17 protein-coding genes are annotated in these 23,939 nt (G+C 74.3%); 10 read left to right on the top strand and 7 right to left on the bottom strand.

The features are described 5' to 3' along the window. Nucleotides 1-2: 2 nt before the first annotated feature. Nucleotides 3-7,373 carry a type I polyketide synthase gene (locus H7H31_RS09520; RefSeq protein WP_390858019.1) on the top strand — a complete coding sequence of 2,457 codons (7,371 nt, stop codon included), beginning with the start codon at nucleotides 3-5 and terminating at the stop codon, nucleotides 7,371-7,373. Between the two features lie 70 nt (nucleotides 7,374-7,443). Continuing rightward, nucleotides 7,444-7,686, top strand: coding sequence for a DUF5988 family protein (locus H7H31_RS09515; RefSeq protein WP_232109756.1), 243 nt, complete (start codon nucleotides 7,444-7,446; stop codon nucleotides 7,684-7,686). A gap of 66 nt (nucleotides 7,687-7,752) precedes the next feature. Here the strand turns inward: H7H31_RS09515 and H7H31_RS09510 are convergent, their stop codons facing one another. Further along, entirely contained in the window at nucleotides 7,753-8,628 is an 876-nt protein-coding gene (locus H7H31_RS09510; protein WP_187062796.1) for a phosphotransferase family protein, read from the bottom strand. 243 nt (nucleotides 8,629-8,871) lie between these two features. Then, nucleotides 8,872-11,115, bottom strand: coding sequence for an MMPL family transporter (locus H7H31_RS09505; protein WP_232109755.1), 2,244 nt, complete (start codon nucleotides 11,113-11,115; stop codon nucleotides 8,872-8,874). 112 nt (nucleotides 11,116-11,227) lie between these two features. Between H7H31_RS09505 and H7H31_RS09500 the strand changes: the two genes are divergently transcribed. Then, nucleotides 11,228-11,935 (top strand): TetR family transcriptional regulator, encoded by a 708-nt coding sequence (locus tag H7H31_RS09500; protein WP_187062794.1) that lies wholly within the window; start codon nucleotides 11,228-11,230, stop codon nucleotides 11,933-11,935. 296 nt (nucleotides 11,936-12,231) lie between these two features. Here the strand turns inward: H7H31_RS09500 and H7H31_RS09495 are convergent, their stop codons facing one another. Next, nucleotides 12,232-13,446, bottom strand: a complete 1,215-nt coding sequence (locus H7H31_RS09495) for a serine hydrolase domain-containing protein (protein ID WP_187059609.1) — start codon at nucleotides 13,444-13,446, stop codon at nucleotides 12,232-12,234. Nucleotides 13,447-13,839: 393 nt separating this feature from the next. On the opposite strand from H7H31_RS09495, the gene H7H31_RS09490 reads away from it, so the two are divergent. Genes H7H31_RS09490 through H7H31_RS09480 form a run of 3 tightly spaced genes read left to right on the top strand, consistent with a single transcriptional unit; the run spans nucleotide 13,840 to nucleotide 19,209 of the window. Further along, entirely contained in the window at nucleotides 13,840-16,554 is a 2,715-nt protein-coding gene (locus tag H7H31_RS09490) for a protein kinase domain-containing protein (protein ID WP_187117860.1), read from the top strand. A gap of 4 nt (nucleotides 16,555-16,558) precedes the next feature. Beyond that, the gene (locus H7H31_RS09485; RefSeq protein ID WP_187117859.1) at nucleotides 16,559-18,094 is read left to right on the top strand and encodes a hypothetical protein; all 1,536 of its coding nucleotides are present in this window, start codon (nucleotides 16,559-16,561) and stop codon (nucleotides 18,092-18,094) included. Then, nucleotides 18,091-19,209, top strand: coding sequence for a hypothetical protein (locus H7H31_RS09480; protein ID WP_269475445.1), 1,119 nt, complete (start codon nucleotides 18,091-18,093; stop codon nucleotides 19,207-19,209). Before H7H31_RS09485 ends, H7H31_RS09480 begins: the two co-directional genes overlap by 4 nt. An 18-nt stretch (nucleotides 19,210-19,227) precedes the next feature. On the opposite strand, the gene H7H31_RS09475 is transcribed toward H7H31_RS09480, so the two are convergent. Beyond that, nucleotides 19,228-20,247 (bottom strand): ArsR/SmtB family transcription factor, encoded by a 1,020-nt coding sequence (locus H7H31_RS09475; RefSeq protein WP_187060882.1) that lies wholly within the window; start codon nucleotides 20,245-20,247, stop codon nucleotides 19,228-19,230. Between the two features lie 47 nt (nucleotides 20,248-20,294). On the opposite strand from H7H31_RS09475, the gene H7H31_RS09470 reads away from it, so the two are divergent. After that, nucleotides 20,295-21,203, top strand: a complete 909-nt coding sequence (locus H7H31_RS09470) for an aldo/keto reductase (protein WP_187060881.1) — start codon at nucleotides 20,295-20,297, stop codon at nucleotides 21,201-21,203. Between the two features lie 36 nt (nucleotides 21,204-21,239). Here the strand turns inward: H7H31_RS09470 and H7H31_RS09465 are convergent, their stop codons facing one another. The 3 genes from H7H31_RS09465 to H7H31_RS09455 all read right to left on the bottom strand — a co-directional run bounded on the left by H7H31_RS09465 (nucleotide 21,240) and on the right by H7H31_RS09455 (nucleotide 22,660). Further along, a complete protein-coding gene (locus H7H31_RS09465) occupies nucleotides 21,240-21,440 on the bottom strand; it encodes a DUF397 domain-containing protein (protein ID WP_187060880.1) in 201 nt (66 codons plus the stop codon). A gap of 168 nt (nucleotides 21,441-21,608) precedes the next feature. Next, nucleotides 21,609-21,818: a DUF397 domain-containing protein gene (locus tag H7H31_RS09460; protein WP_187060879.1), complete on the bottom strand. Its 210-nt coding sequence runs from the start codon at nucleotides 21,816-21,818 to the stop codon at nucleotides 21,609-21,611. Then, nucleotides 21,815-22,660: a helix-turn-helix domain-containing protein gene (locus H7H31_RS09455; protein ID WP_308284258.1), complete on the bottom strand. Its 846-nt coding sequence runs from the start codon at nucleotides 22,658-22,660 to the stop codon at nucleotides 21,815-21,817. Before H7H31_RS09455 ends, H7H31_RS09460 begins: the two co-directional genes overlap by 4 nt. A gap of 202 nt (nucleotides 22,661-22,862) precedes the next feature. On the opposite strand from H7H31_RS09455, the gene H7H31_RS09450 reads away from it, so the two are divergent. The 3 genes from H7H31_RS09450 to H7H31_RS09440 are packed head-to-tail and all read left to right on the top strand — an operon-like array spanning nucleotide 22,863 to nucleotide 23,880. After that, nucleotides 22,863-23,102, top strand: a complete 240-nt coding sequence (locus tag H7H31_RS09450) for a hypothetical protein (protein ID WP_187060878.1) — start codon at nucleotides 22,863-22,865, stop codon at nucleotides 23,100-23,102. Further along, nucleotides 23,099-23,407 (top strand): hypothetical protein, encoded by a 309-nt coding sequence (locus H7H31_RS09445; RefSeq protein WP_187060877.1) that lies wholly within the window; start codon nucleotides 23,099-23,101, stop codon nucleotides 23,405-23,407. Before H7H31_RS09450 ends, H7H31_RS09445 begins: the two co-directional genes overlap by 4 nt. Next, nucleotides 23,404-23,880, top strand: coding sequence for a hypothetical protein (locus H7H31_RS09440; RefSeq protein WP_187060876.1), 477 nt, complete (start codon nucleotides 23,404-23,406; stop codon nucleotides 23,878-23,880). Before H7H31_RS09445 ends, H7H31_RS09440 begins: the two co-directional genes overlap by 4 nt. The last annotated feature ends 59 nt before the right edge of the window (nucleotides 23,881-23,939 follow it).

Raw genomic sequence — 23,939 nt, 5'->3', positions numbered from 1 at the left:
AGCTGAGTGCGTACATGACCACCCAACGATCCGCCACCTCAACGGAAACCATCGTCGAAGCGCTCCGGGCCTCGGTCACCGAGGCCGAACGGCTGCGCCAGCACAACGAGGAACTCCTCGCCGCCCAGCGCGAGCCGATCGCCATCGTCGGCATGGCCTGCCGCTTCCCCGGCGGCGTGGCAACGCCCGAGGATCTGTGGCAACTCGTCGTGGACGGCGCCGACGCGCTGTCCCCGCTGCCCACCGACCGTGGCTGGGACCTGGCCGCGCTGACCGATCCCGAGCTGTCCACGCACGGCACGAGCTACGTCAGCGACGGCGGCTTCGTCCACGACGCCACCGAGTTCGACGCGGCGTTCTTCGGGATCTCGCCCCGCGAGGCCCTTGCCATGGACCCGCAGCAGCGGCTGCTCCTGGAGACCGCCTGGGAGACCCTGGAGCGGTCCGGCATCAGGCCCGAGACCCTGCGCGGCAGCAAGACCGGCGTCTACGTCGGCGCGGGCGCCCCCGCCTACGGCACCGACCTGGACGAACTCCCCGAGGACGTGCAGGGCTACACCCTCACCGGCACCGCCACCAGCGTCGTGTCGGGCCGCGTCGCCTACACCCTGGGCCTTGAGGGCCCCGCCGTCACCGTGGACACCGCCTGCTCGTCCTCGCTGGTCGCGCTGCACCTGGCGGCGCAGGCGCTGCGCCGGGGCGAGTGCACCCTGGCCCTCGCGGGCGGCGCGACGATCATGTCGAGCCCCGGCGTGTTCCAGGAGTTCAGCCGGCAGCGCGGGCTCGCCCCGGACGGCCGCTGCAAGGCGTTCGCGGCCAGCGCCGACGGCACCGGCTGGTCCGAGGGCGTCGGCGTGCTGCTCGTGGAGCGCCTGTCGGACGCCGTACGCAACGGACACCAGGTCCTGGCCGTCCTGCGCGGCTCCGCCGTCAACCAGGACGGCGCCAGCAACGGCCTCACCGCCCCCAACGGCCCGTCCCAGCGCCGCGTCATCCGCCAGGCCCTGGACGACGCCCGGCTCGGCGTGCACGAGGTGGACGCCGTCGAGGCGCACGGCACCGGCACCCGGCTCGGCGACCCCATCGAGGCGGAGGCGCTGCTCGCCACGTACGGCAGGCGCACCCCGGACCAGACGCCGCACCCGCTGTGGCTCGGCTCCATCAAGTCCAACCTCGGCCACGCGCAGGCGGCGGCCGGCATCGGCGGCGTCATCAAGATGGTGATGGCCCTGCGCGGCGGCGTGCTGCCCAAGACGCTGCACGTGGACGAGCCGTCGCCGCACATCGACTGGTCCGCCGGCGCCGTCGAACTCCTCACCGAGGCCCGCCCCTGGCCCGAGACGGGGCGCCCGCGCCGGGCCGCCGTCTCCTCGTTCGGCATGAGCGGCACCAACGCCCACCTCATCCTGGAGCAGGCCCCGGAGCCGGCCGCACGGAGCACGGGGCACGGGGCGACGGCCACGGGGCACGGAGCACGGGGCACGGAGCTGGCCGCACGGGGCACGGGGCACGGGGCGGCAGGGCTCGCCGGGGCGCTGCCCTGGCTCCTGTCCGCCAAGAGCCCCGCCGCGCTGCGCGACCAGGCCACCCGGCTGCTCGACCACGCGCGCCGCAACCCGACCCAGACCGCCGCCGACCTCGGCCTCTCCCTCGCCACCACCCGCACCGCCCACCCGCACCGCGCGGCGCTCATCGGCGCCGACCGGGACGACCTGCTACACCACCTCACCCTCCTCGCCGAGGGCGCCGAGTCCGCCTACCTCATCCGTGGCACCGCCGACGGCACGGCCCGCCCCGTCTTCGTCTTCCCGGGGCAGGGCGCTCAGTGGGTGGGCATGGCACGGGAGTTGATGGCCTCGGCTCCGGTGTTCGCGGAGTCGATGGCGCGGTGTGGTGAGGCGTTGGCTCCGTTCGTTGACTGGGACTTCGCCGCCGAGCTGGACGGCTCGCTGGAGCGGGTTGACGTCGTACAGCCCGTCTCGTGGGCGGTGATGGTCTCCCTCGCCGAGCTGTGGCGTTCGTACGGCGTGGAGCCGGCCGCTGTGGTGGGTCACTCGCAAGGTGAGATCGCTGCCGCTGTCGTCGCCGGCGCGCTGTCGCTCAGCGACGGGGCGCGCGTGGTGGCGCTCCGGTCGAAGGTGATCGGCCAGCGCCTTGCCGGCAAGGGCGGGATGGTCTCGCTCGGCCTGCCCCGCCCCGAGGCGGAGGAGCGGATCGCCCCGTACGGTGCGCGGATCGCGGTCGCCGCCGTCAACGGCGCGGCGTCCACCGTCGTCGCCGGTGAGCCCGCCGCCCTCGATGAGCTGATCGCCGGCTGCGAGGCGGATGAGGTGCGGGCCAAGCGCATCCCCGTGGACTACGCCTCGCACACCCCGCAGGTGGAGTCGATCCGGGACGAGCTGTTGCGCGTCCTGGACGGTGTGAGTCCTCGTACCGCCGACATCCCGCTGTACTCCACGGTCGAGGCGGAGCCGGTGGACACCGCCGGGCTCGACGCGGCGTACTGGGTGCGGAACCTGCGGCAGGAGGTGCGGTTCGGGCCGGCCGTGGAGCGGCTGATCGCGGACGGCTTCGGCTTCTTCGTGGAGTGCGCGGCGCACCCCGTGCTGTCGATGAGCATTCAGGAGACGGCCGGTGCGGAGGCGCCGGTGACCACCGTCGGGTCGCTGCGGCGTGACGACGGCGGATCGCGGCGGTTCCTGACCTCGCTGGCCGAGGCGCACGTGGCCGGCGCGCGGATCGACTGGGCGCCGCAGTTCCCCGGGGCCCGCACCGTCGACCTGCCGACGTACGCCTTCCAGCGCGAGCGGTACTGGCTGGAGGCGCCGCCCGCCGAGCACGGGGCCCAGCGCCCCGGCGGCGCGCCAGCCAGCGGCGCCGACGAGCGGTTCTGGTCCGCCGTCGAGAACGCCGACCTCGACGGGCTCGCCGCCGAACTCGGCGTCTCCGGCGAACCCCTCAGGGCGCTGGTGCCCGCCCTCGCCGACTGGCGGCGCGGCCAGCGCGACCAGGACACCATCGACTCCTGGCGGTACGTGACCAGTTGGCGCCCGGTCACCCACCCGGCCGGCGCGCTGACCGGCACCTGGCTGCTCGTCGTGCCCACGGCCCGCGCGAGCGACCCGTGGGCCGACGCCGCCACCGCCGCCCTCACCGAGCGCGGCGCCGGCCTCGTCCGCCTCGACGTCGACCCGGACACCGACGGCGCCGACCGGGCCGCCCTGGCCACCGTGGTGCGCCGGGCCGCCGAGGGGGCGGGAGAGTTGGCCGGCGTGCTGTCGCTGCTGCCGTTGGACGAGTCGGCGCACGCCCGTTACTCGGCCACCCCGCGCGGCTTCGCCGCCACCCAGACGTTGCTCCAGGCGCTCGGCGACGCGGCCATCACGGCGCCGCTGTGGTGCGCGACCCGTGGCGCCGTGTCCACCGGCCCCTCCGACCCGCTCACCAGCCCGCTCCAGGCCCAGGTCTGGGGCCTTGGCCGGGTCGCGGCCGAGGAGGTGCCCGAGCGCTGGGGTGGCCTCGTCGACCTGCCCCAGGCGGCGGACCGGCGCTCCCGTGGCCGACTCGCCGACGTGCTCGCCGGGCTCGACGGCGAGGACCAGGTGGCCGTGCGCCCGGCCGGCGTCTTCGCCAACCGCCTGGTGCGCGCCCCGTGGCACGAGCCGGCGCGGGACCCCGCCTGGGCGCCCCGTGGCACCGTGCTGATCACCGGCGGCACCGGCGCGCTCGGCGGCCACGTCGCCCGCTGGCTGGCCGACAACGGGGCCGAGCACCTGCTGCTCGTCAGCCGCCGAGGGCCCGCCGCCCCCGGCGCGGACGCCCTCGCGGCCGAACTCCGCGCGGCGGGCGCCGAGGTGACCGTCGCCGCGTGCGACATCACCGACCGCGCCGAACTGGCCGCGCTGCTCGCCGACATCCCCGCCGACCGCCCGCTGGGCGCCGTCGTGCACACCGCCGCCGTCCTGGACGACGCGGTGCTCGACTCGCTCACCCTGGACCAGCTCGACCGCGTGCTGCGGGTCAAGGTGCGCGGCGCGGAGAACCTGCACGAGCTGACCCGGGACGCCGACCTCTCGGCGTTCGTGCTGTTCTCGTCGTTCGCCGGCACGTTCGGCGTGCCGGGCCAGGGCAACTACGCGCCCGGCAACGCCTACCTCGACGCCCTGGCCCGGCACCGCCGCGCCCAGGGCCGCCCCGCCACCGCCATCGCCTGGGGCCACTGGGCCGGCGGCGGCATCGCCTCCGGCGAGGCCGAGGCGCAGTTGCGCCGCCGGGGCGGCTCCGAGATCGAGCCGGAGCTGGCGCTGCGCGCGCTGCGCCAGGTCCTCGACCACGACGAGACGTGCGTGGCGATGGCTCTCATCGAATGGGAGGAGATCGCCGAGCGCGGCGGTGGCTTCGACGCCCGCCCCCGCCCCCAGCTCCGTGACCTCGCCGACCTCAGGGAGTTGCTGAGCGCCACCTCCGGTCCCGCCACCGGCCCCGCGCACGGCGCGGCGGCCGACGGCGAGCGCGGCGCGTTCGCCCAGGCACTGGCCGCCGCCCCCGCCTCCGACCGCGACCGGGTCGCGCTCGACCTCGTACGCGGCCACGTCGCCGCCGTCCTCGGGCACGTCAGCCCGGACGGCGTGGAGCCCGGCAAGCCCTTCCGCGACCTCGGCTTCGACTCGCTCACCTCGGTCGAGCTGCGCAACCGCATCGGCACCGCCACCGGGCTCACGCTGCCCGCCACCGTCGTCTTCGACCACCCGACCCCCACCGCGCTCGCCCGCGAGCTACGCGAACAACTCGTCGGCCACCTCACCGACACTCCCGAGCAGTCCGCCCCCTCAACAGCCGTACAGACAAAGGCCGTTGAGGGCAGCCCCACCCCGGACGACGATCCGATCGTCATCGTCGGCATGGCCTGCCGGGCGCCCGGGGGAGTGGAGACCCCCGAACAGCTCTGGCAACTACTCGCCGACGAGCGCGACGCCGTCGGCCCGCTGCCCACCGACCGTGGCTGGGACGTGGCGGCCCTGGAGGGCGCCGGCGTGGACGTGCCCGGCATGCGGTTCGTGCGCGAGGGCGGGTTCCTCGCCGAAGCGGCCTCCTTCGACGCGGAGTTCTTCGGCATCAGCGAGCCGGAGGCCATCGCCATGGACCCGCAGCACCGGCTGCTCCTGGAGATGTCCTGGGAGGCGTTCGAGCGCGCCGGGCTCTCCCCGCACACGCTGCGCGGCAGCCGGGTCGGCGTCTTCGCCGGCACCTTCTCGCAGGGCTACTGGACCGGCCTGCAACAGGTGCCCGACGAGGCGCGCTCCTTCCTCAGCGGCGGCATCTCCCCGGCCGTCGCCACCGGCCGCATCGCCTACACCTTCGGCTTCGAGGGCCCCGTCCTGACCGTCGACACCGGCTGCTCGTCCTCCTCGGTCGCCCTCCACCTGGCCGCCCAGGCGGTGCGCCAGGGCGAGTGCGTCATGGCCCTGGCCGGCGGCGCCTCGGTGCTGGCCAACCCCGCCGTCTCGCCCGACATGGGCGTCGGCGCCGCGCCCGACGGCCGCTGCAAGTCGTTCTCGGCCGCCGCCGACGGCACCGGCTGGGGCGAGGGCGCGGGCATGTTGCTCGTCGAGAAGCTGTCCACGGCCCGGGCCAGCGGCCACCGGGTGCTCGCCGTCATCCGTGGCTCCGCCGTCAACCACAACGGCGTCAGCAACGGCCTCGGCGCGCCCAACGGCTCATCGCAGCAGCGCGTCATCCGCCAGGCGCTGGCCGACGCCGGGCTCACCGCCCACCAGGTGGACGCCGTCGAGGGCCACGGCACCGGAACGCCGCTCGGCGACCCGATCGAGGCCCAGGCGCTGCTGACCACCTACGGCGAGGGCCGCGACCCGGAGCAGCCGCTGTGGCTGGGCTCGTACAAGTCCAACACCGGCCACCCGCAGGCCGCCTCCGGCGTGCTCGGCCTCATCAAGACGGTGCTGGCGATGCGGCACGGGGTGCTGCCCAGGACGCTGCACTCGGACGAGCCGTCGCCGCACATCGACCAGTCGTCGGGCACGGTGCGGCTGCTGACCGAGACGGTGCCGTGGCCGGAGACGGGGCGCCCGCGCCGCGCCGGCGTCTCCTCGTTCGGCGCCAGCGGCACCAAGGTGCACATCATCGTGGAGGAACCCCCGGCCGAACCCGTCGAACCCGCCGCACCGGCCACCGCGTCCCAGCCGGTCGCCTCGGCCCCCGGCGTGCTGGCCTTCCCGCTCTCCGCCCGCTCCGCGCCCGCCCTGCGGGCCCAGGCCGAGCGGCTGCGGGCCCACCTCGCCGAGGCGCCCGAGCTGACGCCCACGGACGTCGGCTGGTCGCTGGCCGCGTCCCGCGCCGTCTTCGAGCACCGCGCCGTGGTCCTCGCCGACGACCGGCCGGGCCTGCTGGCCGGCCTCGCGCGGCTGGTGGCCGACGGCACGACGCAGGAGGGCTCCGGCACCGTCATCCGGGGCGTCGCGGCGGCCACCGAGGGCACCGCCGTGTTCGGCTTCCCCGCCCTGCCGCCCGGCACAGGCGCCGGCCTGCCCGGCGTACGCGAGCTGTACGACGCCTACCCGGCCTTCGCCGACGCGCTCGACACCGTCTGCGCCCACCTGGACACCCGGCTTGAGCACGCGGCGCGGGACTGGGCGCTGCGCACCGACACCAGCGCGTGGCCGCCCTCGCCCACCACGGCCCACGCGGCCTCCTTCGCCGTCGGCTGCGCGCTGTTCACGCTGCTCCAGGGCTGGGGCGTGCCGCCGGCCTCGGTCATCGGCGCGGGCCCGGGCGCCCTGGCCGCCGCGTACGCCGCCGAGGTGCTGCGCCCCGAGGACGCGGTCGAACTCCTCCTTGCCCTGGCCCGTACCGACGACGCCCCGGACGCCACCGCCGGCGCCGACGACACGGCCGCGCTCCGCGCCACGCTGGACGGCCTGGAACTGCGCTCGCCCACCATCCCGCTGCTGTCCGCCGTCACCGGCGGGCCGGTCGCCCCGGACGCGCTCCGTACCCCGGAGCACTGGGCGCACAACTGGGCCGCCAAGGAGTTGGCCGCGCCCTCCCGCACGGCCGGCGGCTCGCTCCTGCTCGGCCCCGCGTCCGACGGCCTGGCCGCGGGTTGGACGACGGGCGCCACGGGCGTCGCGGACGGCGTTCGGCCGGCCAGCGCCCTGGACGCGACCGGCAGCCGGGCCGGGCTGCTGTCCGCGCTGGCACACCTGCACGCCGCCGGGGTCCCGGTGGACTGGCGACAGTCCTACGCGGGGCTCGGCGGGCGCCTGGTGGAACTGCCCACCTACCCGTTCCAGCGCGGCAGTTACTGGCTCCGCCTGCCCGTCGAGGCCCTCGTGGCCGGCGCCGCGTCCGCCTAGCCGCCGCCCCCCACGCACACCCTCACACCCACCCACGCCACACCACCCACGAAAGGACAAGGGAGCGCCCATGGCCACGACCTCGACCATGACCACCACGACGACGACCACACCGAACGCGCTGCTGCGCGGCGGCCCCGTGCACCTGGCGGACGAGGCCCGCACCCGGCACGTCGACGAACGGCAGTCGCACCTGAAGCTCTCCATGGGCAACTGCTACGAGCACTTCCGCGCCACCCAGGAGACCGTCTCGCAGCACGGAGCGGTGCTGCGCGTCTTCGACTGGGAGGGCCGCACGTACGTCGCGGAGTGATCCCCGCGCTCCGCACGGTGCGGTAACACGGGGCGGGCTCGCGAGCGCGGGCCCGCCCCGCCCGCGTCAGCGGTAGCCGGCGAGCCCGTCGGCAAGCTCCTCCGCGTCACCGTCCTCGTGCGCGGCCAGGGCCTGTTGCAGGGCGAACGTGCCCTGTATGGCGTCGATACGGGCGTCCCACTCGGTCCCCGTCCAGCCGCCGTACGCGCGCACCCGCCCCGCGAACTCCGACCCGTAGCTGGCGCCGATGGCCGCGAGGTCCTCGGCCGGGTCGCCGATGACGACCTCGTCCCAGTCCACCACGCCGCCAAGGCGGGGGAGTCCGTCATCGGCGTGGGTCCACAGCACGTTCTCGGCCCCCAGGTCGCCGTGCACCACCGCGTCCGCGCGGTGCGGCAGGCCGTCGAGCGCGACCAGTTCCCGCTCCGCCCGCCGCCGCCCCGCCTCCGACATGAGGCCGTACAGCTCCGCGCGCACCCGCGCCGCGAACCGCCGCCACCGGTCCTCCTCCGCCACCGGCACCGCCGCGCGCACCGCCGCGTCGGCACCGGCCGCCGCCAGCCCGGTCAGCAGCGCCGCGTACTGCTCCGCCACGGTATCGGTCACGACATCGGCCACCCCCGGCCCCACCACGGCCGCCGCGTCCAACGGCGCCCCGGGCACCCGGCTGAGCACCAGGAACCCCGGCCCGTCAGGCCCCGGCTCACCCGCGAGCAGCGGCACGGGCGTACGGAACCCGAGGTCGAGCCCGGCCAGCGTGCGCAGCACGGCCGCCCGCGCGGGCAGCCGGGCCGCCGCCGCGTCGCTGCGCGGCAGACACACGACGCGCTCCGCGCCGACCACCACCCGGTGGAACTGCCCCTCGTGGACGACGAGGTCGCCCGGCTCGTCGGCGGGCAGCAACCGGCCCAACAGGTCACGGTGTGCGGCAAGAACATCCATCAGGCTGCATCCTCACGTGCGGTACGGGTGCGCCGGCCGGCCCGCACACGACCCGAGCGGCCGGCCCGCCGCCATCGTTCCGTACCCCCGCGCCCCGCGCCCGCGGCTTTCGCCGCCCCCGCACGACGCCACAGCCCGCCCCGTCGCGCCGCGCGTCCGCGCTCGTACGACGACGCCCGCCGGCCCCGTCGCGCGCGCCCGCGCCCCGCCCGCCGCTCCGTACCGGCGGGCGGGGCGCACCCGTCACCTCCCGACCGGGGCCCGCTCGCCCCCGGACCCGCCGGGGCCACCGTCACCGCCGCCGCCCGGGGCGACCGCCGCGGCGTCCTCCTTACGACGCCCCGGGCGCCACCAGGCCGCGTCGCCCAGCAGGCCCATCACCGCCGGCACCAGCACCATCCGGATCAGCGTCGCGTCGATGACGACGGCGGTGGCCAGGCCAATGCCGATGATCTTGATGAGGGTCTCCGGCACCGAGACGAAGCTCAGGAACACGCAGGCCATGATGACGGCCGCGGCCGTGATCACGCCCGCCGTGGAGGAGAGCCCGGCGATGACGGCGCGGCGCGGGTCGCCCGTCTTCTCGTACGACTCGCGGATGGCCGAGAGCAGGAACACCTCGTAGTCCATCGACAGGCCGAACAACACGGCGAACAGCAGCATCGGCACCGCCGACATGATCGGCACGGTCTTGTCCACGCCGACCAGGTCCAGGCCCCAACCCCACTGGAACATCGCGGTGATGACGCCGAAGGACACCCCGATGGACAGCAGCGTCATCACGGCCGCCTTGAGCGCGACCACCGGCGCCCGGAACATGCCGACCAGCAGCAGCGTGCCGGCACCCACCACCGCGAGCACCACCCACGGCAGCCGCTCGCCGACCACGTCGGCCATGTCGATCTGAAGCGCCGTGGAGCCACCCACCAGCGCCCGGCCCCCGGAGTCGGCCAGCGCCCGCGGGGCGAGGTCGTCGCGGATGCGGTGGACGAGGTCGCTGACCTCCTTGTCCTGCGGCGCGTGCCGGGGCACCACGGTCACCAGCGAGGCCGCCCCGTCGTCGCTGCGCTCGGGCTCCGTCACCCGCGCGACCTCGGGGTCCCGCTTCAGCTCGGCGGCCAGCGCCTCGGCGCCGCCCCGCTCGGCGTCGGTGACGGTGATGACCAGCGGCGCGTTCCACCCGGGCCCGAAGTTGTCGGCGATGTGGTCGTACGCCTGCCGCTGGGTCAGGTCGGGCGGCTGGATGCCGTCGTCGGGGTTGCCGAGCCGCAGCGACAGCAGGGGAGCGGTGAGCGCGATGAGCACCGCCGTGGCGCCGCAGGCGTACACCAGCCGGTGCCGGTGCACGTGGTCGCCCCAGTGCGCGGCGCGCGAGTCGGTCGGCGGCGCGGCGACGCCGTGCGCGTCCAGCGTGAGGTCCGCGCCCTGGGCAGGCCCGGCCGGCTCCCCGTCATCGCTCGCGGGCCGAGGCGCGGGGGCGGCCTTGCCGCGCCCTCGCCCCGTACGCCGCAGCTTCGGCAGCGGCAGCGCGTTGACCCGGTGCCCGAGCAGGCCGAGCAGCGCGGGCAGCAGGGTCAGCGCGGCGACCATCATCACGCCCACCGTGATCGCGCCCGCGATGCCCATGGCGCCGACGAACGGGATGCCGGCGAAGCTCAGCCCGAGGATGGCCACGACCACGGTGCCGCCCGCGAAGACGACGGCGTGCCCCGCGACGGCCGAGGCGTGCCCGGCGGCGTCGGCGGGCGCGTCGCCCGCGGCGAGTTGGGCCCGGAACCGGCTCAGGATGAACAGCGCGTAGTCGATGCCAGCGCCGAGCCCCAGCATCACGGCGATGATCGGCGCCGAGGTCGGGATGTCGATGACGGCGCCGACCAGCAGCACCAGCGCCGTGCCGGCCACGATGCCGATGGCGGCGACGACGAGCGGCAGGCCGGCCGCGACCAGCGAGCCGAAGGCGATGATCAGCACGATCAACGCGGCGCCGACGCCGACGAGTTCGGCCGCGCTGGTGGTGGGCTCGGTGCCCAGGTCGATGACCATGCCACGGAACTCGACGTCGAGACCGGCCGCCCGGGTCCCCTCGGCGGCCTCGTCAAGCCGCTCGTAGTGCGACGTGTCGAGGTCGCCCAGCTCCTGGTCGTAGCTGACGGTGGTGGTGGCGGCCTTGCCGTTCGGGCTCGGCAGCGGCTGGTCCACCTTGCTGACGTCGGGCTGCTTCTCGATGTCGGCCAGCATCTGCCGCACGGCGGCGGAGCGCTTCGGATCGTCCAGCGCGCCCTCGGGTGCCCGCCACACGATCTGTGAGTCCACGGCGCCGAAGGCGGGGAAGTGGTCCCGCGCGGTGTCCGTGGCCTCCTGCGACTCCACGCCCGGCACCCGGAAGTCGTTCACGAACGTGCCGCCCGCCGCCTGCCCGACGGCGAGCAGGGCGACCGCCGCGACCAACCAGGCACCGATCGTGCGCCAGGGGCGGACAGCACACATTCGACCAAGGGAATGTAGTAAGCGCTCCATGTTTTGATAAAAGCTCAGTCAGAGAAAAACTGCAAGGCATGCAAAAATGCATGTGGTGCCGAAAGTTGGGTAGGCTGTGCGCATGATCGAGACGACGGCTGTCCCGCCGGAGCCCATGGGGCTCCGCGAGCGCAAGAAGCTGCGCACGCGGCGCGCGCTGATAGAGGCGGCCGTGCGCCTGGTGGCGGAGCGGGGGTACGAGGAGACGACGGTGGCCCAGATCGCCGCCTCGGCCGACGTCTCGACCCGCACCTTCTTCAGCTACTTCCCCGGCAAGGACGACGTCCTCTTCGCCGACAGCCAGCAGCGCGTCGACGCCCTGGTGCGCGCGGTCGCCGACCGCCGCCCCCAGGAGACCGTCGCCCACCTGCTGCTGCGCGCCCTGGAGGGCTCCGTCGTCTCACCCGACGCCGCGGCCGACCTCACCGGCGAGGTGCCCTCGCTGCGCGTGCGGCTCATCCTCTCGTCCCCCGCGCTCCAGGCCCGCGCGTTGCACTGGCTCTTCGAGGCCCAACGTCAGCTCACCGCGGCCCTGTTGGAGGCGTACGGCGACGAGCTGACCGAGCCGGAGGCGGCGGCAGCGGTCGGCGCCCTCGTCGGCGCCCTGGTGAACACGGCCCTGATCTGCCTGGCCCGCGACGCCTCCGCCGACGAACTCCGCCTCGCCCTCAGCCGCGCCGCCCGAGTGGCCATCGCCGGCCTCGCCAGCGTGGGCCCCAAACCGGGCGCCACGGGCACGGACGCCCCGGACGCGGACGCGCCCGCCCGCGAGAAGTCGGACGAGACCTGACCACCGCGCCGGCCACCTTCCCCCCGGGGTGGCCGGCGCCGGTCGCCCGCCGTGGCGACCGCACCGACAGGGCGGGGCCCCAAGAGCTTCCCCCGTGGCCAGGGGCCCCGCCCGCCCCCACAGCTCACCGCACCGCGCCGCCACGCGACTCTCTGACGGGGCGCGGCGGTTGTACGCAAAGGCCACGGGCCCCGCGCCGAGCGACCAGCCCGACCGGGGCCCGCGCCCTACGAACGCGTCACGAACGACCCACGGTCGATCCGCGAACGATCTACGGACGATCTACGAACCCGCCATCACTTCCGCATCGTCTGCCCCGGGGCGCAGAACTCGGCCTCGAAGACCCGCTCGTACGGGGCGCCGTCGGCCAGCCAGTCGCCGTTGATCTGGAACGTCAGCGAGTGCGCGCCGTCGCGCGTCGTGGCGGAGCTGGTCAACGAGCCCCACACGATGCCGTCGTGGCCCCAGACCGTCTCGCCGCAGGACAGGTCGCGCGCGATGAGCCCGAGCCCGTACCGGAAGTGTTGACCGGTCTCCACGGCCGTGAACATCTCCCGCGTCTGCTGCTTCGGCAGCAGCCGGCCCCGGGTGAGGGCGCGGAAGTAGGTGTTCAGATCCGCGCCGGTGCTGATCATCTCGCCGGTCGCGCCGGACCAGGTAGGGCTGTACTCGGTGGCGTCGTAGACCTCCGGGCCCGGGTTCGGCGCGTAGAGCTTGGAGTAGCCGACGGAGTGCGGCGTGGGCAGCGTGGTCCTCGTACCGGGGAACGAGGTGTGCCGCAGCCCGAGCGGCTTGATGATCCGCCGCTCCGCCTGGTGCGCGTAGCTGTCGCCGGTCACCTTCTCGATGACCATGCCGGCGAGCACGTAGTTGGTGTTGGAGTAGTGCCAGCCACCGCCCGGCTTGAAGTACGGCGGGTACTTCAGGGCCATGGCCACGATCTCCTCGGGCTTCTTCACGTCGAACCGGTGCGTGAAGAAGCCGGGGCCGTTCATGGTCTGCTGCCACTCCGGCGTCTCCACACTGTCGTGGATGCCGCTGGTGTGGTTGAGCATCTGCCGCACGCTGATCCGGCTGGCGTCGTACCCGTCACCCTTCACCACGCCGGGCAGCCACTTCTCCACCGAGTCGTCGAGGTCGATCTCGCCCTCGGCCTCCAACTGGAGCAGCACGGTGGCCATGAACGTCTTGGTGATGCTGCCGGCCCGGAAGTGGTCGGCCGCGCTCCGCTCGCGCCCCGTCTCGGTGTCGGCGTACCCCGCCGACCCGAACCACTGCTTCCCGTCCGCCGACTTCGTCGTCGCGGCCACGCCGGGCATCCCGGCCTTCACCAGCCCGTCCAACGCGTCCTGCGTGGCCTGGTGCGCGGCGGCTCGCGCCGGCGCCCCCGCTCGTACGTCACCCCCGGCGGCGAACGCCCCGGGAGACCCCGCCGCCGCGATCGCCCCGACCACGGCCGACGCGGTAACCCCGACCAGTGCCCGCCGCACCCGCACGGAAGAACCGAACATGACGCCCCTCCCCTTGCCTTAGGTAAGCCTTCGTTCAGCACCCTAAGCGATCATGGCGAGCCCGCACCGGCCCCCCCGTGGCCACCAGCCGCCCCCACCAACCGCCCCGCCGGGCGAGTGCGCCACGGCGCGACCGGACCCCCGCGCCCACGCGGTCGTTCCTGACCGGGGCACAAGTCGGCGCTGCGAGCGCCCGGTTGACGCGGCGCCGACCAGGCCGCCCCGCGCCCCCACACCGATGCTCGGCCCGCCCGCCCCGCCGCCGGCCGCACTCCCGCGCGCCCCGCCGGATGTCATCCCGGGACCTGCTGCTCCCGCCAACCCCGGGCTATCCTCCCCGTATCCGGCGGGCACGGTGGCGCCGGACGCAGACGGGGGAGGACGGGGGGCTCCATGACCGGCGCGCACCCTGACGTCCTCCGGGACCGTTACGCGCTGCGCGCACCCTGGGGCGAGTCCGCTGGCTCCACCTACTGGTCGGGCTACGACCGTACGGAGCGGCGGGACGTCCTCATCCAACAGCTCCGCCCCCACGCGTCGGACGACCGCCGCCACGGCCGCGACACCGCCAAGTACGGTGCTTGGGCGCCCGGCGCGCTGGCCCGCCAGGTGCGACCCGTCTCCGAGCCGTCCAACGCCCATCTGCTCGCCGTCCACGACGTCATCGAGGAAGCGGACGCGCTCTGGGTGGTGATGGAGCCGGTCGTACCGCGCTCGCTGCACACCCTGTTGCGCGCGCACGGGCGGCTGCCGGCGGCCGCCGCCGCCCACATCGGCCTGGAGGTGGCGAGCGCGCTCGAAGCGCTGCACGCCGCCGGCGCGGCACACGGTCAGATCGGCCCGCGCGGCATCCTCTTCCGCGAGGACGGCACGGCGGCGCTGCCCGGCTACGGGTTCCAGCCAGCCGATCCGGCGTACGGGGCGCCGCCGTTATGCCCCGGCCGTCCCCACTCGCAGTACACGGCACCGGAGTTGACGCCCGGCGGGGAACGCGGCGCCGCCCCCGCCCCGACACCGCAGGGCGACCTGTGGGCGCTGGGCATGACCCTGTACGAGATGGTCGAGGGGCGCCGCCCGCTGCGCGGCCCCCTGCCCGGCCCCCGGCTCAAGGCGCTCCGGGACGCTCGCCCGCCCCGCGTACGCCGCCAGCGGGAGTTCGCGCCGCTGGTCGAGGGCCTGCTCGCACCGCACCCGGGTGCCCGGCCGAAGACGGGCTCCGTCACCGCCGCCCTGCGCGCCGCCGCCGACCGCCAGGAACCGGTCACCGACACCCACTGGGCGCTGGCCACCCCCCAGCGGCGCACGCGCTGGCAGCGCCTGCGCGGCCTGCTCATCCACATCGGCGCCCTCGTCGGCAGCCGCATCGCCGCCGCCTTCACCGCCGGCGCCCTCGCGGCCATGCTGGGCCTGCGGTTGGCCGGCAAGTCCACCTCGCAGGACGTGGCCACCCTGCTCCTGACCGCCGTCGTCCTCGGCCTGACCTCCGGCCTCGTGGTGCTGGGCGGGAAGTGCCTGTGGCACGCGGTGGCGTACGTCAGGAACCGGAGCCGGGACGCGAGAGCCCGCCCCCACGCCCCCCGTACCGAACCTGCGCCACCAGACTCCGCGCCGGAGGGCGTCGGCTACGGGCCCGTCTTGCCGATGTCGTATCCCCCCTCGGCGATGCCGCACCCCGGGTCCGCCACCGCCACCGCCACCGACGACCGGTCGCACGGCGACCCCGCCCGGGGCGGCCCGCGCGGCGTGCCCGAGGCGACATACCGGTTCGCCCAACGGGAAGTCCGCTGGCCGGACACGAGACCGCCACGACACCGCACGGCCCGCCCGACCACCGCCCGACCGGAGGCGCTCCGACCCGAGGCGGCCCGACCAGACGCGAGCCGCCCACCCACCGGCCGCTCGACCCCGCGCCACCCGGACCCGAGCCGCTCCGACACGGGTCGCCCCGACACGGGCCGCCCCGACACGGGCCGCTCCGACACGGGCCGACCCGACCCGGACCGCACCACAGCCGAGCCGCCCCGCCCCGGGCCCAACCCACCGGCACCACCCGCGCCCGGCCGGGAGCCCAACCAACCGCCCCGCCCCGAGCCGCACCCGGAGGCAACCCCGCCCCAGCCCCCCACCCACGGGGCCGAGGCCGAGGCCGCCCAGGAACCGCCGCGAGAGGCCGGGACGCCCAGGCACCCGCACCAGCCGCCGCCCGCCGAGCCACCCGCCCCGGCGGACGAGGCACCACGCTGGGTGGACGCGGACGTGGACGCGGACACGACACGGTCGGGGACGCCCGACACGCCGACATGGACGGACGCGGACACGGACACGGCGCGGTCAGGGGCGCCCGACACGCCGACATGGACGGACGCGGGCGCGGCGCCGGCAGAGGCCACCGACGTGCCGCCGTGGGAGGCCGAGGTCCCGCCGTGGGCAGCGGACGTGCCGCCGTGGACGGACGCCGCGCCGACCTGGCCAAGCGGACCTTCCTGGCCCCCCGAGCCGCCGCCCCGCCTCCCCGGGCCGCCGCCCCGCGCGGCCAGTTGGCCGCCGGGCCTGCCCGGAGGGCCGCCGGGTGCGTCCAGCCCGGTGCCCCGCCTCTCCGACCTGGCCTCCCTGTCCCCGCCGGCACCCCACCGGGCCGGCGCCCCGTCCCCGTTCGCGCCTCCCGTACCACCCGCCGGGCCGCCCTGTACGCCGCGGCTGACGCTGCGCGACGGGCCGGCCCGGGTGGGGGCGCCCGCCGTGCTCGAATTCGCCCTCGACGTGCCCGACGAGCACCCGTGGGCGCGCCAGCCCGAGCACCCGTCGGCCCACCTCGTCCTGGTCGCCGCGACACGCACGGCGGCCCGCATCATGCCGCCCACCCGCAGCTACCACGCGGGGCACGCCAGCGAGGAGGCGGCCACCTTCGTGTTCACGGCCCACGAGCCGGGCGAGCACCAACTCCGGTTCACCGTCTACGACCGAGGCTACGGAGTCGTGCTCCAGGAACTCGACGCCACCATGACGATCGAGGCCCCCGCGCGCCCCGCGCCGGAGGCCGACCCGCCCCCCGGCGCGCCCGCGACCTCGGTCGAGGCAGCCGACACGCACCAGGCGCCGGAGTCCTGAGCCGTTGGACGAGAACATACCCCTGACGCCAAGTCAGAACGCGAGTAGCGGCTACCGCCTCCTGCCGGGCTCACCGGCCCGTGAACCCCGCGACCTCATCGTCTGCCTGCGCCTCCCGGGCGGCGGCGGTCAGCCGATGATCAGCCTGTGGGGCGAGACCGCCGTCCTGCCCCGCTCCCGCACCCGCGAGCACTGGGCCCTCCTTGAGTCGGACGTCCGGGACGTCAAGGACCTCACGGCCCAACTCCTGGCGGACTGGAAGGCGTTCGTGGACTACCAGCCGGCCGACCCGGCCGCCGGCATCCGCCCGTACGCCAGCGTCGCCGACCTCGGCGCCCGCCCGCCCGGCGAGGTGCGCTCACGCGTCGCCGAGCTGGCCCGGGGCGGCAGCCACCTCCTGGAGGAACTCCTCGACGGCAACGACCCCAACCTCGTGCGGCTGCGCACCTTCCTCATGGCCGCCCTGCACCGCCGTGACCTGCGTATCCGCTTCGACTCCGACCTCGACCTGCCCTGGCCGCTGCTGGCCCTGGACGCGCACACCCCGCCGATAGCCACCCCGCCGCCCCACATCGTCGCGTACGACACGCACGCCCCATACGCCCCGCCCGCCACCGCCACGGCCCCCACCGTCTCCCACGGCCTCGCCGGCCACCCCGAAACCGGGACCCTCGAAGCCACCGAAACCCCCGAAGCCCACCATGCCCCCGACGCCCACCATGCCCACCATGCCCACCATGCCCCCGACGCCCCCGACGCCCCCGACGCCCCCGACGCCCCCGACGCCCCCGACCTCCCCGCCCTCTTCGATCTCTTCCTCGGACACCGGCACCTCATCGAGGCCGCGTCCGGCGCGTACGAGACCGACTTCTACTACGTCGCCAACCGGGCCCGCCCGGTCAGCAGCGCCAATGTCGACCACCGGCTGCGCAAGACGCCACGCGTCGCCGAGGTGCACAAGCTGCTGGACGACCAGACGGAGCTGACCGAGCGGACGCACAGCGACGCCCTCCTCGCGGACCTGGCCATGGCCCACTTCGACGAGGACCTCATGTACTTCTTCTGCCACGGCGCCGTCATCAGCGACGGCGACGCCACCTGGCAGGCGTTCCAGCTCACCGACGCCCGTTCCGTGCACGCCGGCCGGATAGACAGCACCCGCAAGCGGCACACCGAGGCCAACCGCCGCCGGGGCGCGTTCGTGCCCTTCCACCCGATGGTCGTGCTGAACGTCTGCTACGCCGGCTCCCCGGTGACCGGCCGCTTCGCCAGCCTGGCCGGCAGCCTCATCCGACACGGCGCCCAGGGCGTACTGGCCCCGCACATCGCCGTACCCCAGGTCTTCGGCGTGGAGTTCGCGCTGCGCTTCCTGACCCGCTACCTGGTCGACCGGGCGGCGGCGGGCACCGCCGTACGCGACACCGTCCGCTGGTTCGCCGCCGAGTACCACAACCCGCTCGGCCTCATCTACGGACTCCAGTGCGGCCTGGACAGCAGGCTCGCCCCACCCGCCCCGGACGAAGGAGCGACCGCCCCGTGACCGCGCCGCACAGCCGCCCCCTCCACCCCCGCACCCCGGGCCGGCGCCGCCGGTCCGGGGCCGCCCACGCGCCGGCCCCCGACGCCTTCGCCACCGTCGACCTCGACCACAGGGGCTGGCTGCTGGCCCCCGACACCGGCGACCCGGTACCCGCCGACCGGCTCGCCGACCACCTGGCGAGCTGGCTGCGGCCCCCCGACCGGGCCACCGACATCCTGGTCTACGCCCACGGCTGGCAGACCGGCCCCGACGCGGCCCTGCGCAACGCCGAGCGCCTGCTGGCCCTCGTCCACGAACAGCACGCCCGCCGCCCGCACCTCTACCCCCGGCTGCCCGCCGCCGACTTCGCCCCCTGGACCGTGGTCGTCCGCTGGCCCTCCTCGTCGCGGCTCTCGCTGCGCGGCTACTACGCCGTACGCGACCTGGCGCACGCCATGAGCGCCCCCGGCCGTGGCTACGCCCCCCACGTCCTCGGCCACCTGCTCGGTTACCTCGACGCCGAACGCGGCGACCCCAAAGCAAACACCCTGCTTACCTCGACCGGCCGCTACCTCCACCTGGTCGGCCACTCCTTCGGCGGCCGGTTCCTGTGCGAGGCCGTGCAGTGGGCCGCCGACGCCGGCGACACCCTCGCCTGGAGCGTCGCCACCGACCCTGGCCGGCCCTTCACCGTCGACTCGCTCACCGCGTTTCAGATGGCGGCCCCCAGCAACGCCTTCGACGGCACGTTCCGCACCCTGCGCCCGAGCACGCGCGGCCACCGCGCCCCGGTCGGCGGCCCGATGGTCTTCACCCACTCCCGCCACGACCGCGCCACCGGCTACTGCCACCTGCGCGCCGAGCACCTGCCCGGCATCGGCCACGGCGGCATGCGCCTGTCACCACCCCGTGGGGACCTGGCCCCCAACGACGTCGCCCACACCCCCCTCCACCCGGCCGACGCCCCCTACCCCCACTCCTGCCTCGACCACGCCTTCGTCAACGTCAACGCGAGCTGGCGCTACCGCAACAGCCACCTCAACCCCCTCCGCGCCCACTCCGACTACTTCCACCCGGAATCCGCCCACCTCCTCCTGACCCTGGCCAACGGCTCCCGACCGGAGCCGCTCGGGTAGGGCGAGGGTTGACGCGGGTCAGGCGGAGGCGGCCTGGAGGAGGGCTTCGGCCGCGGCGGTGCGGGCGTAGAGGACGGAGCGGCCGGCGCGGTGAGCACTGACCAGGCCCGCGTCGCGGAGCGCGGTGAGGCACTGGGACACCCCGGCGGGGGAGAGTCCGGTGCGGTGGGCGAGCTGGGTGGTGGAGTCCGGGATCTCCAACTCGGCCAGGACCAGGGTCCGTGAGCGGCCCAGTACGGCGGCGAGGGCGTCGGTCCGGGTGACGGAGCGTGGCTCCCACAGCGTGCCGACACCGCGTGCGGGATAGGCGAGTTGAGGCGGGTCCGGCAGCGTCGTACGGGTGCGCAGTCCCGGCCCGGTGAAGACCGAGGGGATCAGCAGCAGCCCCGTTCCCGCTGTCGTGCGGGTCAGTGGCTGCTTTCGGCGGGTCATCCGCAGCGCGGTGCCGTCCCAGCTCAGCGACGTGTGCAAGTCGTTGAGGAGGTGGCCGGTGCCGTGCTCGGCGGCCAGACGGGCCCGGTAGCGGATATCCGCGTCCAGGACTGCCCGGATGCGTGCCCAGTAGGGGGCGAGTACCAGCTCCCAGTACGTTTCGAGTTCTTCCGTGAGTTTGGCCAGGAGGCCCGGTGGGTCGTCGCGCAGGGCTCTCAACCGGGGGCCGAGGTTCCCCTGATGGCGGGCGAGGTGGTCGAGGTCCTGGCGTACCCGGTCGGCGGCCGAGGCCCGGATCGCGTCACGCTCCGCCGCCGGGGTGGGGGCCGGTCCGGTGGGGGCGGGGTTGAGGAAGTCGGGAACGTAGCCGCCGGTGGGCGGGACCAGCTCGCGGAGCCAACCCCGGTCCAGCCCGGCGGCCACCATACGCGGGCGTACCTGGTCGGCCCAGGGCCGGTGTATCGGGTGCGCGGCGGCGGACGTCAGCAGTCGGAAGCTGGGGGCGACCTCCCACATCGGTGAGACGGCGAACCGTACCCGCGCCAGATCGCTCGTCGAGAACGCCAGCTCCGCCACGACGACCCCCCCCTCAACGGATTCAGGCATACGTGAATCAATGGCGGGCCACCCTACCGCGCGGAGATCATCCCGCCATGACCTCACACACGAACACCGCGGCCGCATCGGGCACCTGGAAACTCGGCGACCTGACGGTCAACCGGATCGGCTTCGGCGCGATGCGCCTGCCGCAGCACGGCGAGGCGTTCGCGGCCGACGCCGTCCCACGCGACCGCGACCAGGCGATCAGGGTGCTGCGCCGGGCGGTCGAACTCGGCGTGAACCACATCGACACCGCCGCGTTCTACTTCTCGTCGCTGCGCTGCGCCAACGAGCTGATCAACCGGGCGCTGGCCCCCTACCCGGACGACCTCGTCATCGCCACCAAGGTCGGGCCCGGCCGCGACCCCTCGGGCCAGTGGCTGCCGCCCGCCACCCCCGAGCAGTTGCGCGGCCAGGTCGAGGAGAACCTACGCCAGCTCGGCCGCGACCACCTCGACGTGGTGAACCTGCGCATCGTCGGCACCGGCTCCGTCGCCGAACGCTTCGGCGCACTCGCCGAACTGCGCGAGGCCGGACTCATCCGGCACCTGGGCCTGTCCAACATCCGCCCCCACCACCTCGCCGAGGCTCAGAGCATCGCACCGGTGGTCTGCGTCCAGAACATGTACGGCATCGGGGCCACGCCCGAGCAACAGGAGTTCCTGCGCGTCTGCGGTGAACAACGCATCGCGTTCGTGCCGTTCTACTCGATCGCCGGCACCGGACGCGACGGGGGCGCGACCGCCGATCACAGCCCGGAGGTGCACGCCATCGCCCGCGCTCGCGGCGTGAGCACAGCCCAGATCCGACTGGCGTGGACCCTGCACCAGGGCCCCCACGTCCTGGCCATCCCGGGCACCGGCGACCCCGACCACCTCACCCAGAACGTGGCCACCGGCTCCCTGCGCCTGTCAGAGGACGAACTCGCCACCCTGGACTCCGTCCACCACGACGCAGCCTGATCAATCCCCGCAGGACGCACGGGGCCGACCGACCGCTTAGGCGTCGAAGTCGCCGTTCTTCACGCCCGTGACGAACGCGGTCCAGGCGGCGGTGTCGAACGCGAGGGTCGGGCCGTGGGGGTCTTTGCTGTCGCGGACGGGGATGGTGCCGGTTGCGGCGGCGGTGTTTGGGGCCCACTCGACGCATTCGCCGCCGTTGGTCGAGCTGTACGAGGACTTGATCCACTTGTCGGTCATTGCTCACACCCTTCGGGCTTGGTTGCCTCAACCATGCTGCAGAACACGTCAGTTGGACCAGAGTGCCGACTTGGCCAGTACGCCCGATGTCCTCCACGGCATCCATCTCTGGCATGGCAAAGCCCCCGACCATCGCGCTACGGCCGAGGGCTCCTTCGTACGTGGGGGTCAGGCGTCGAAAGCGCCGGTCTTCACGCTCGCCACGAACGCGGTCCAGGCGGCGGCGTCGAACGCGAGGGCCGGACCGTGCGGGTCCTTGCTGTCACGGACCGGGACGGTGCTCGGCATGCCGAACCCGACCTCCACGCAGTCACCGCCGTTGGGGCTGCTGTGACTGGATTTGCGCCAGCGGACGGGCCATGTGCTTGTGCTGCTCATCGCTTCGTCAGTCCTTCCAGATATGCGCCGATGCGGTCGGCCGACTCCTCCGGCGACAGGGCGTAGCTCCTCAGCAGATCATAGGCGCGGGCGCCCTCGTTCACCTCGGCTGGGTCGAGCGCGGTTCGTCCCCGAGAGAAGCCGTCCACGTGCAGTACGTCGTGCGGTGGCTTCTTCCCGTCTTGCTGATCGAAGCCGCTCAGTAGCGTGAACGGGCCTGCCAACCCCGGATGAGCGGTCACCTCTTCCGGGACCACCTGGATTACACACCGCGGATGCTGTCCGGCATGAAGCAGGCGCTCAAGCTGGCTGCGCATCATGGCCGGTCCGCCGATCCTGCGACGAAGTACTTGTTCGTCCAGGATGAACCATGTGTGCGGTGGCTCGTCACGGTCGAACAGCGCTTGGCGCGTCAGTCGGGCAGCTACGAGGTCTTCCAGGTTATCCGGTCGCCACGATGCGAGCGTGACCCTTGCGTACTCCTCCGTCTGCAGCAGCCCTGGAACGATTTGGCTCTGGAAGGAGCGAATGGACTTCGCCTCTCGCTCCAGTTCGACAATCGGCAGGAACCAGGACGGATACGCGTACGCGAGGACCAGCGGCGACAACTCCTCGAAGAAGTCGATGTCGAACGTCGCGTCGAGATCGCGAGCCAGGTCAGGGGCCAGCACCCGCTTCGCGTTCTCCACGTAGCTGATCATGGCGCCGGTGGTGTGTGCCTTCGTGGCCAACTCGGTCTGTGACCAGCCTCGTTCGGTGCGGAGCTTGCGAAGCTGTCTACCGAGGAACCCCGCCAGCGATGCCGGCGCCCCGCTGTCCGTCTCCATGACCAACGTTGCCACTCCCTCTTCCCTCTGCCCGCTTTAACACTTGCGGCTTTAAGGCGCGACTGCTAGCGGGTCGGCTCCACCAGGCCGATGCTGTGAGTGTCCGGTCACAATCCGCGACCGGGCTGCACCCCTTGCCTAAGGGATCGACCGATGAAGGGTCAAGTCTTGGCCAAGGGACGGCAGTTGCCAGCCACCCTCGTGGGGAGACCAGGCCATGGAGCACCTGATGACGCTGCGCGTGTACCGGCGACGACCCGGCGAGACCGGTCCGCCCGACCCCGCCTCCGCCGCCGTCAGCGTGACCGCCGTCGACAGCGAGCGGGTGTGGCGGGACGACTACCTCTGGGCCGCCACCGCGGCCTGGCCGCCGTGCCGCTGCCCGATCCACCGCCGCCTCCGCGAGGCCACGCCAGCGCCCGCGTCCGCGCCGGCCACCACCGGAGGCGCCGCGTGACGACGGAAGGCACCCACCGCGTCCTGGTCCGAGGCGTCGCCCTGCGGTTCTTCCTGTACGCGGAGGAGACATGGGCGCCGGTCACCGACACCGAGTTCCACGCCGCGTACGAAGAGTCGATGTTCGACCCCCACGCGCTCCGTCACGGCGTACTGTGCCCCAACAGGCGGCGCGTGGAGCACAACACCGTCGAGGGCTGGTTCTGGTCGGATGGGAGTGCGTCGGCCGGGCTGATCACCTTCGATGACCGCAGCGCCGACGAGTGTGTCGGACTGGCGCAGATCGAAGGGGTCCGGGTCGCGTGACTGAACGTCAGGTATGGGTGTTCTTGCTGGTCCACTGCCCCGCGGACACCCGTAACCCGCTCGATTCCGCGCGCCTTTGGCCGCGCGTACTCCAGGTGGTCAAGGACGGCGTGCCGTCCCCACCGGGGGTGGTACTGCGTCCCGGCGAGTCCATCCAGCGCGCCGCCGAACGCACCGGCGCCGCCCTCGGCATCGCGCTTCCCCCGCCGCCGCTACGCCTCCTCGCCGTGGACCAGCAACCCGCCACCGACGCCGGCCAGCCCGAAGAGTTGGCGATCTTCGTGGACGGCGGGTGCGCGAAGGAGGACACGTTCACCGCCCCGGCCTGCGACCGGCACGGCGTCGTCTGGACGCCCGTCGAAGACCTGGGCCGGGTGGCCCTGGTGCACGCGCTCCGTACGCAGTTGCTCGCCGTGGAGCCCGCCATGCTGGTGGAGGGCATGCCCATCGCGTGTGAGGACCTGGATGGCTAGCGACGCTCGACCACCCGGCGCGGGCCGGTTTCCCGCAACCCCTCCCGGCCCGCGCGGCC

It is taken from the genome of Streptomyces buecherae, assembly GCF_014295035.1.
GTDB classification, from domain to species: Bacteria; Actinomycetota; Actinomycetes; order Streptomycetales; family Streptomycetaceae; genus Streptomyces; species Streptomyces youssoufiensis.
Note: the sequence above shows the minus strand (reverse complement) of the source record. Positions and strands in the feature narration are given on the sequence as shown.

Bases quoted from the DNA above. Each gene is read 5' to 3' on its own strand.
- H7H31_RS09500 (WP_187062794.1), top strand. From the start codon at position 11,228: ATGATCGAGACGACGGCTGTCCCGCCGGAGCCCATGGGGCTCCGCGAG.
- H7H31_RS09510 (WP_187062796.1), bottom strand. From the start codon at position 8,628: ATGGATGTTCTTGCCGCACACCGTGACCTGTTGGGCCGGTTGCTGCCC.
- H7H31_RS09490 (WP_187117860.1), top strand. From the start codon at position 13,840: ATGACCGGCGCGCACCCTGACGTCCTCCGGGACCGTTACGCGCTGCGC.
- H7H31_RS09470 (WP_187060881.1), top strand. From the start codon at position 20,295: ATGACCTCACACACGAACACCGCGGCCGCATCGGGCACCTGGAAACTC.
- H7H31_RS09465 (WP_187060880.1), bottom strand. From the start codon at position 21,440: ATGACCGACAAGTGGATCAAGTCCTCGTACAGCTCGACCAACGGCGGC.
- H7H31_RS09495 (WP_187059609.1), bottom strand. From the start codon at position 13,446: ATGTTCGGTTCTTCCGTGCGGGTGCGGCGGGCACTGGTCGGGGTTACC.
- H7H31_RS09505 (WP_232109755.1), bottom strand. From the start codon at position 11,115: ATGTGTGCTGTCCGCCCCTGGCGCACGATCGGTGCCTGGTTGGTCGCG.
- H7H31_RS09515 (WP_232109756.1), top strand. From the start codon at position 7,444: ATGGCCACGACCTCGACCATGACCACCACGACGACGACCACACCGAAC.
- H7H31_RS09450 (WP_187060878.1), top strand. From the start codon at position 22,863: ATGGAGCACCTGATGACGCTGCGCGTGTACCGGCGACGACCCGGCGAG.
- H7H31_RS09475 (WP_187060882.1), bottom strand. From the start codon at position 20,247: ATGCCTGAATCCGTTGAGGGGGGGGTCGTCGTGGCGGAGCTGGCGTTC.
- H7H31_RS09460 (WP_187060879.1), bottom strand. From the start codon at position 21,818: ATGAGCAGCACAAGCACATGGCCCGTCCGCTGGCGCAAATCCAGTCAC.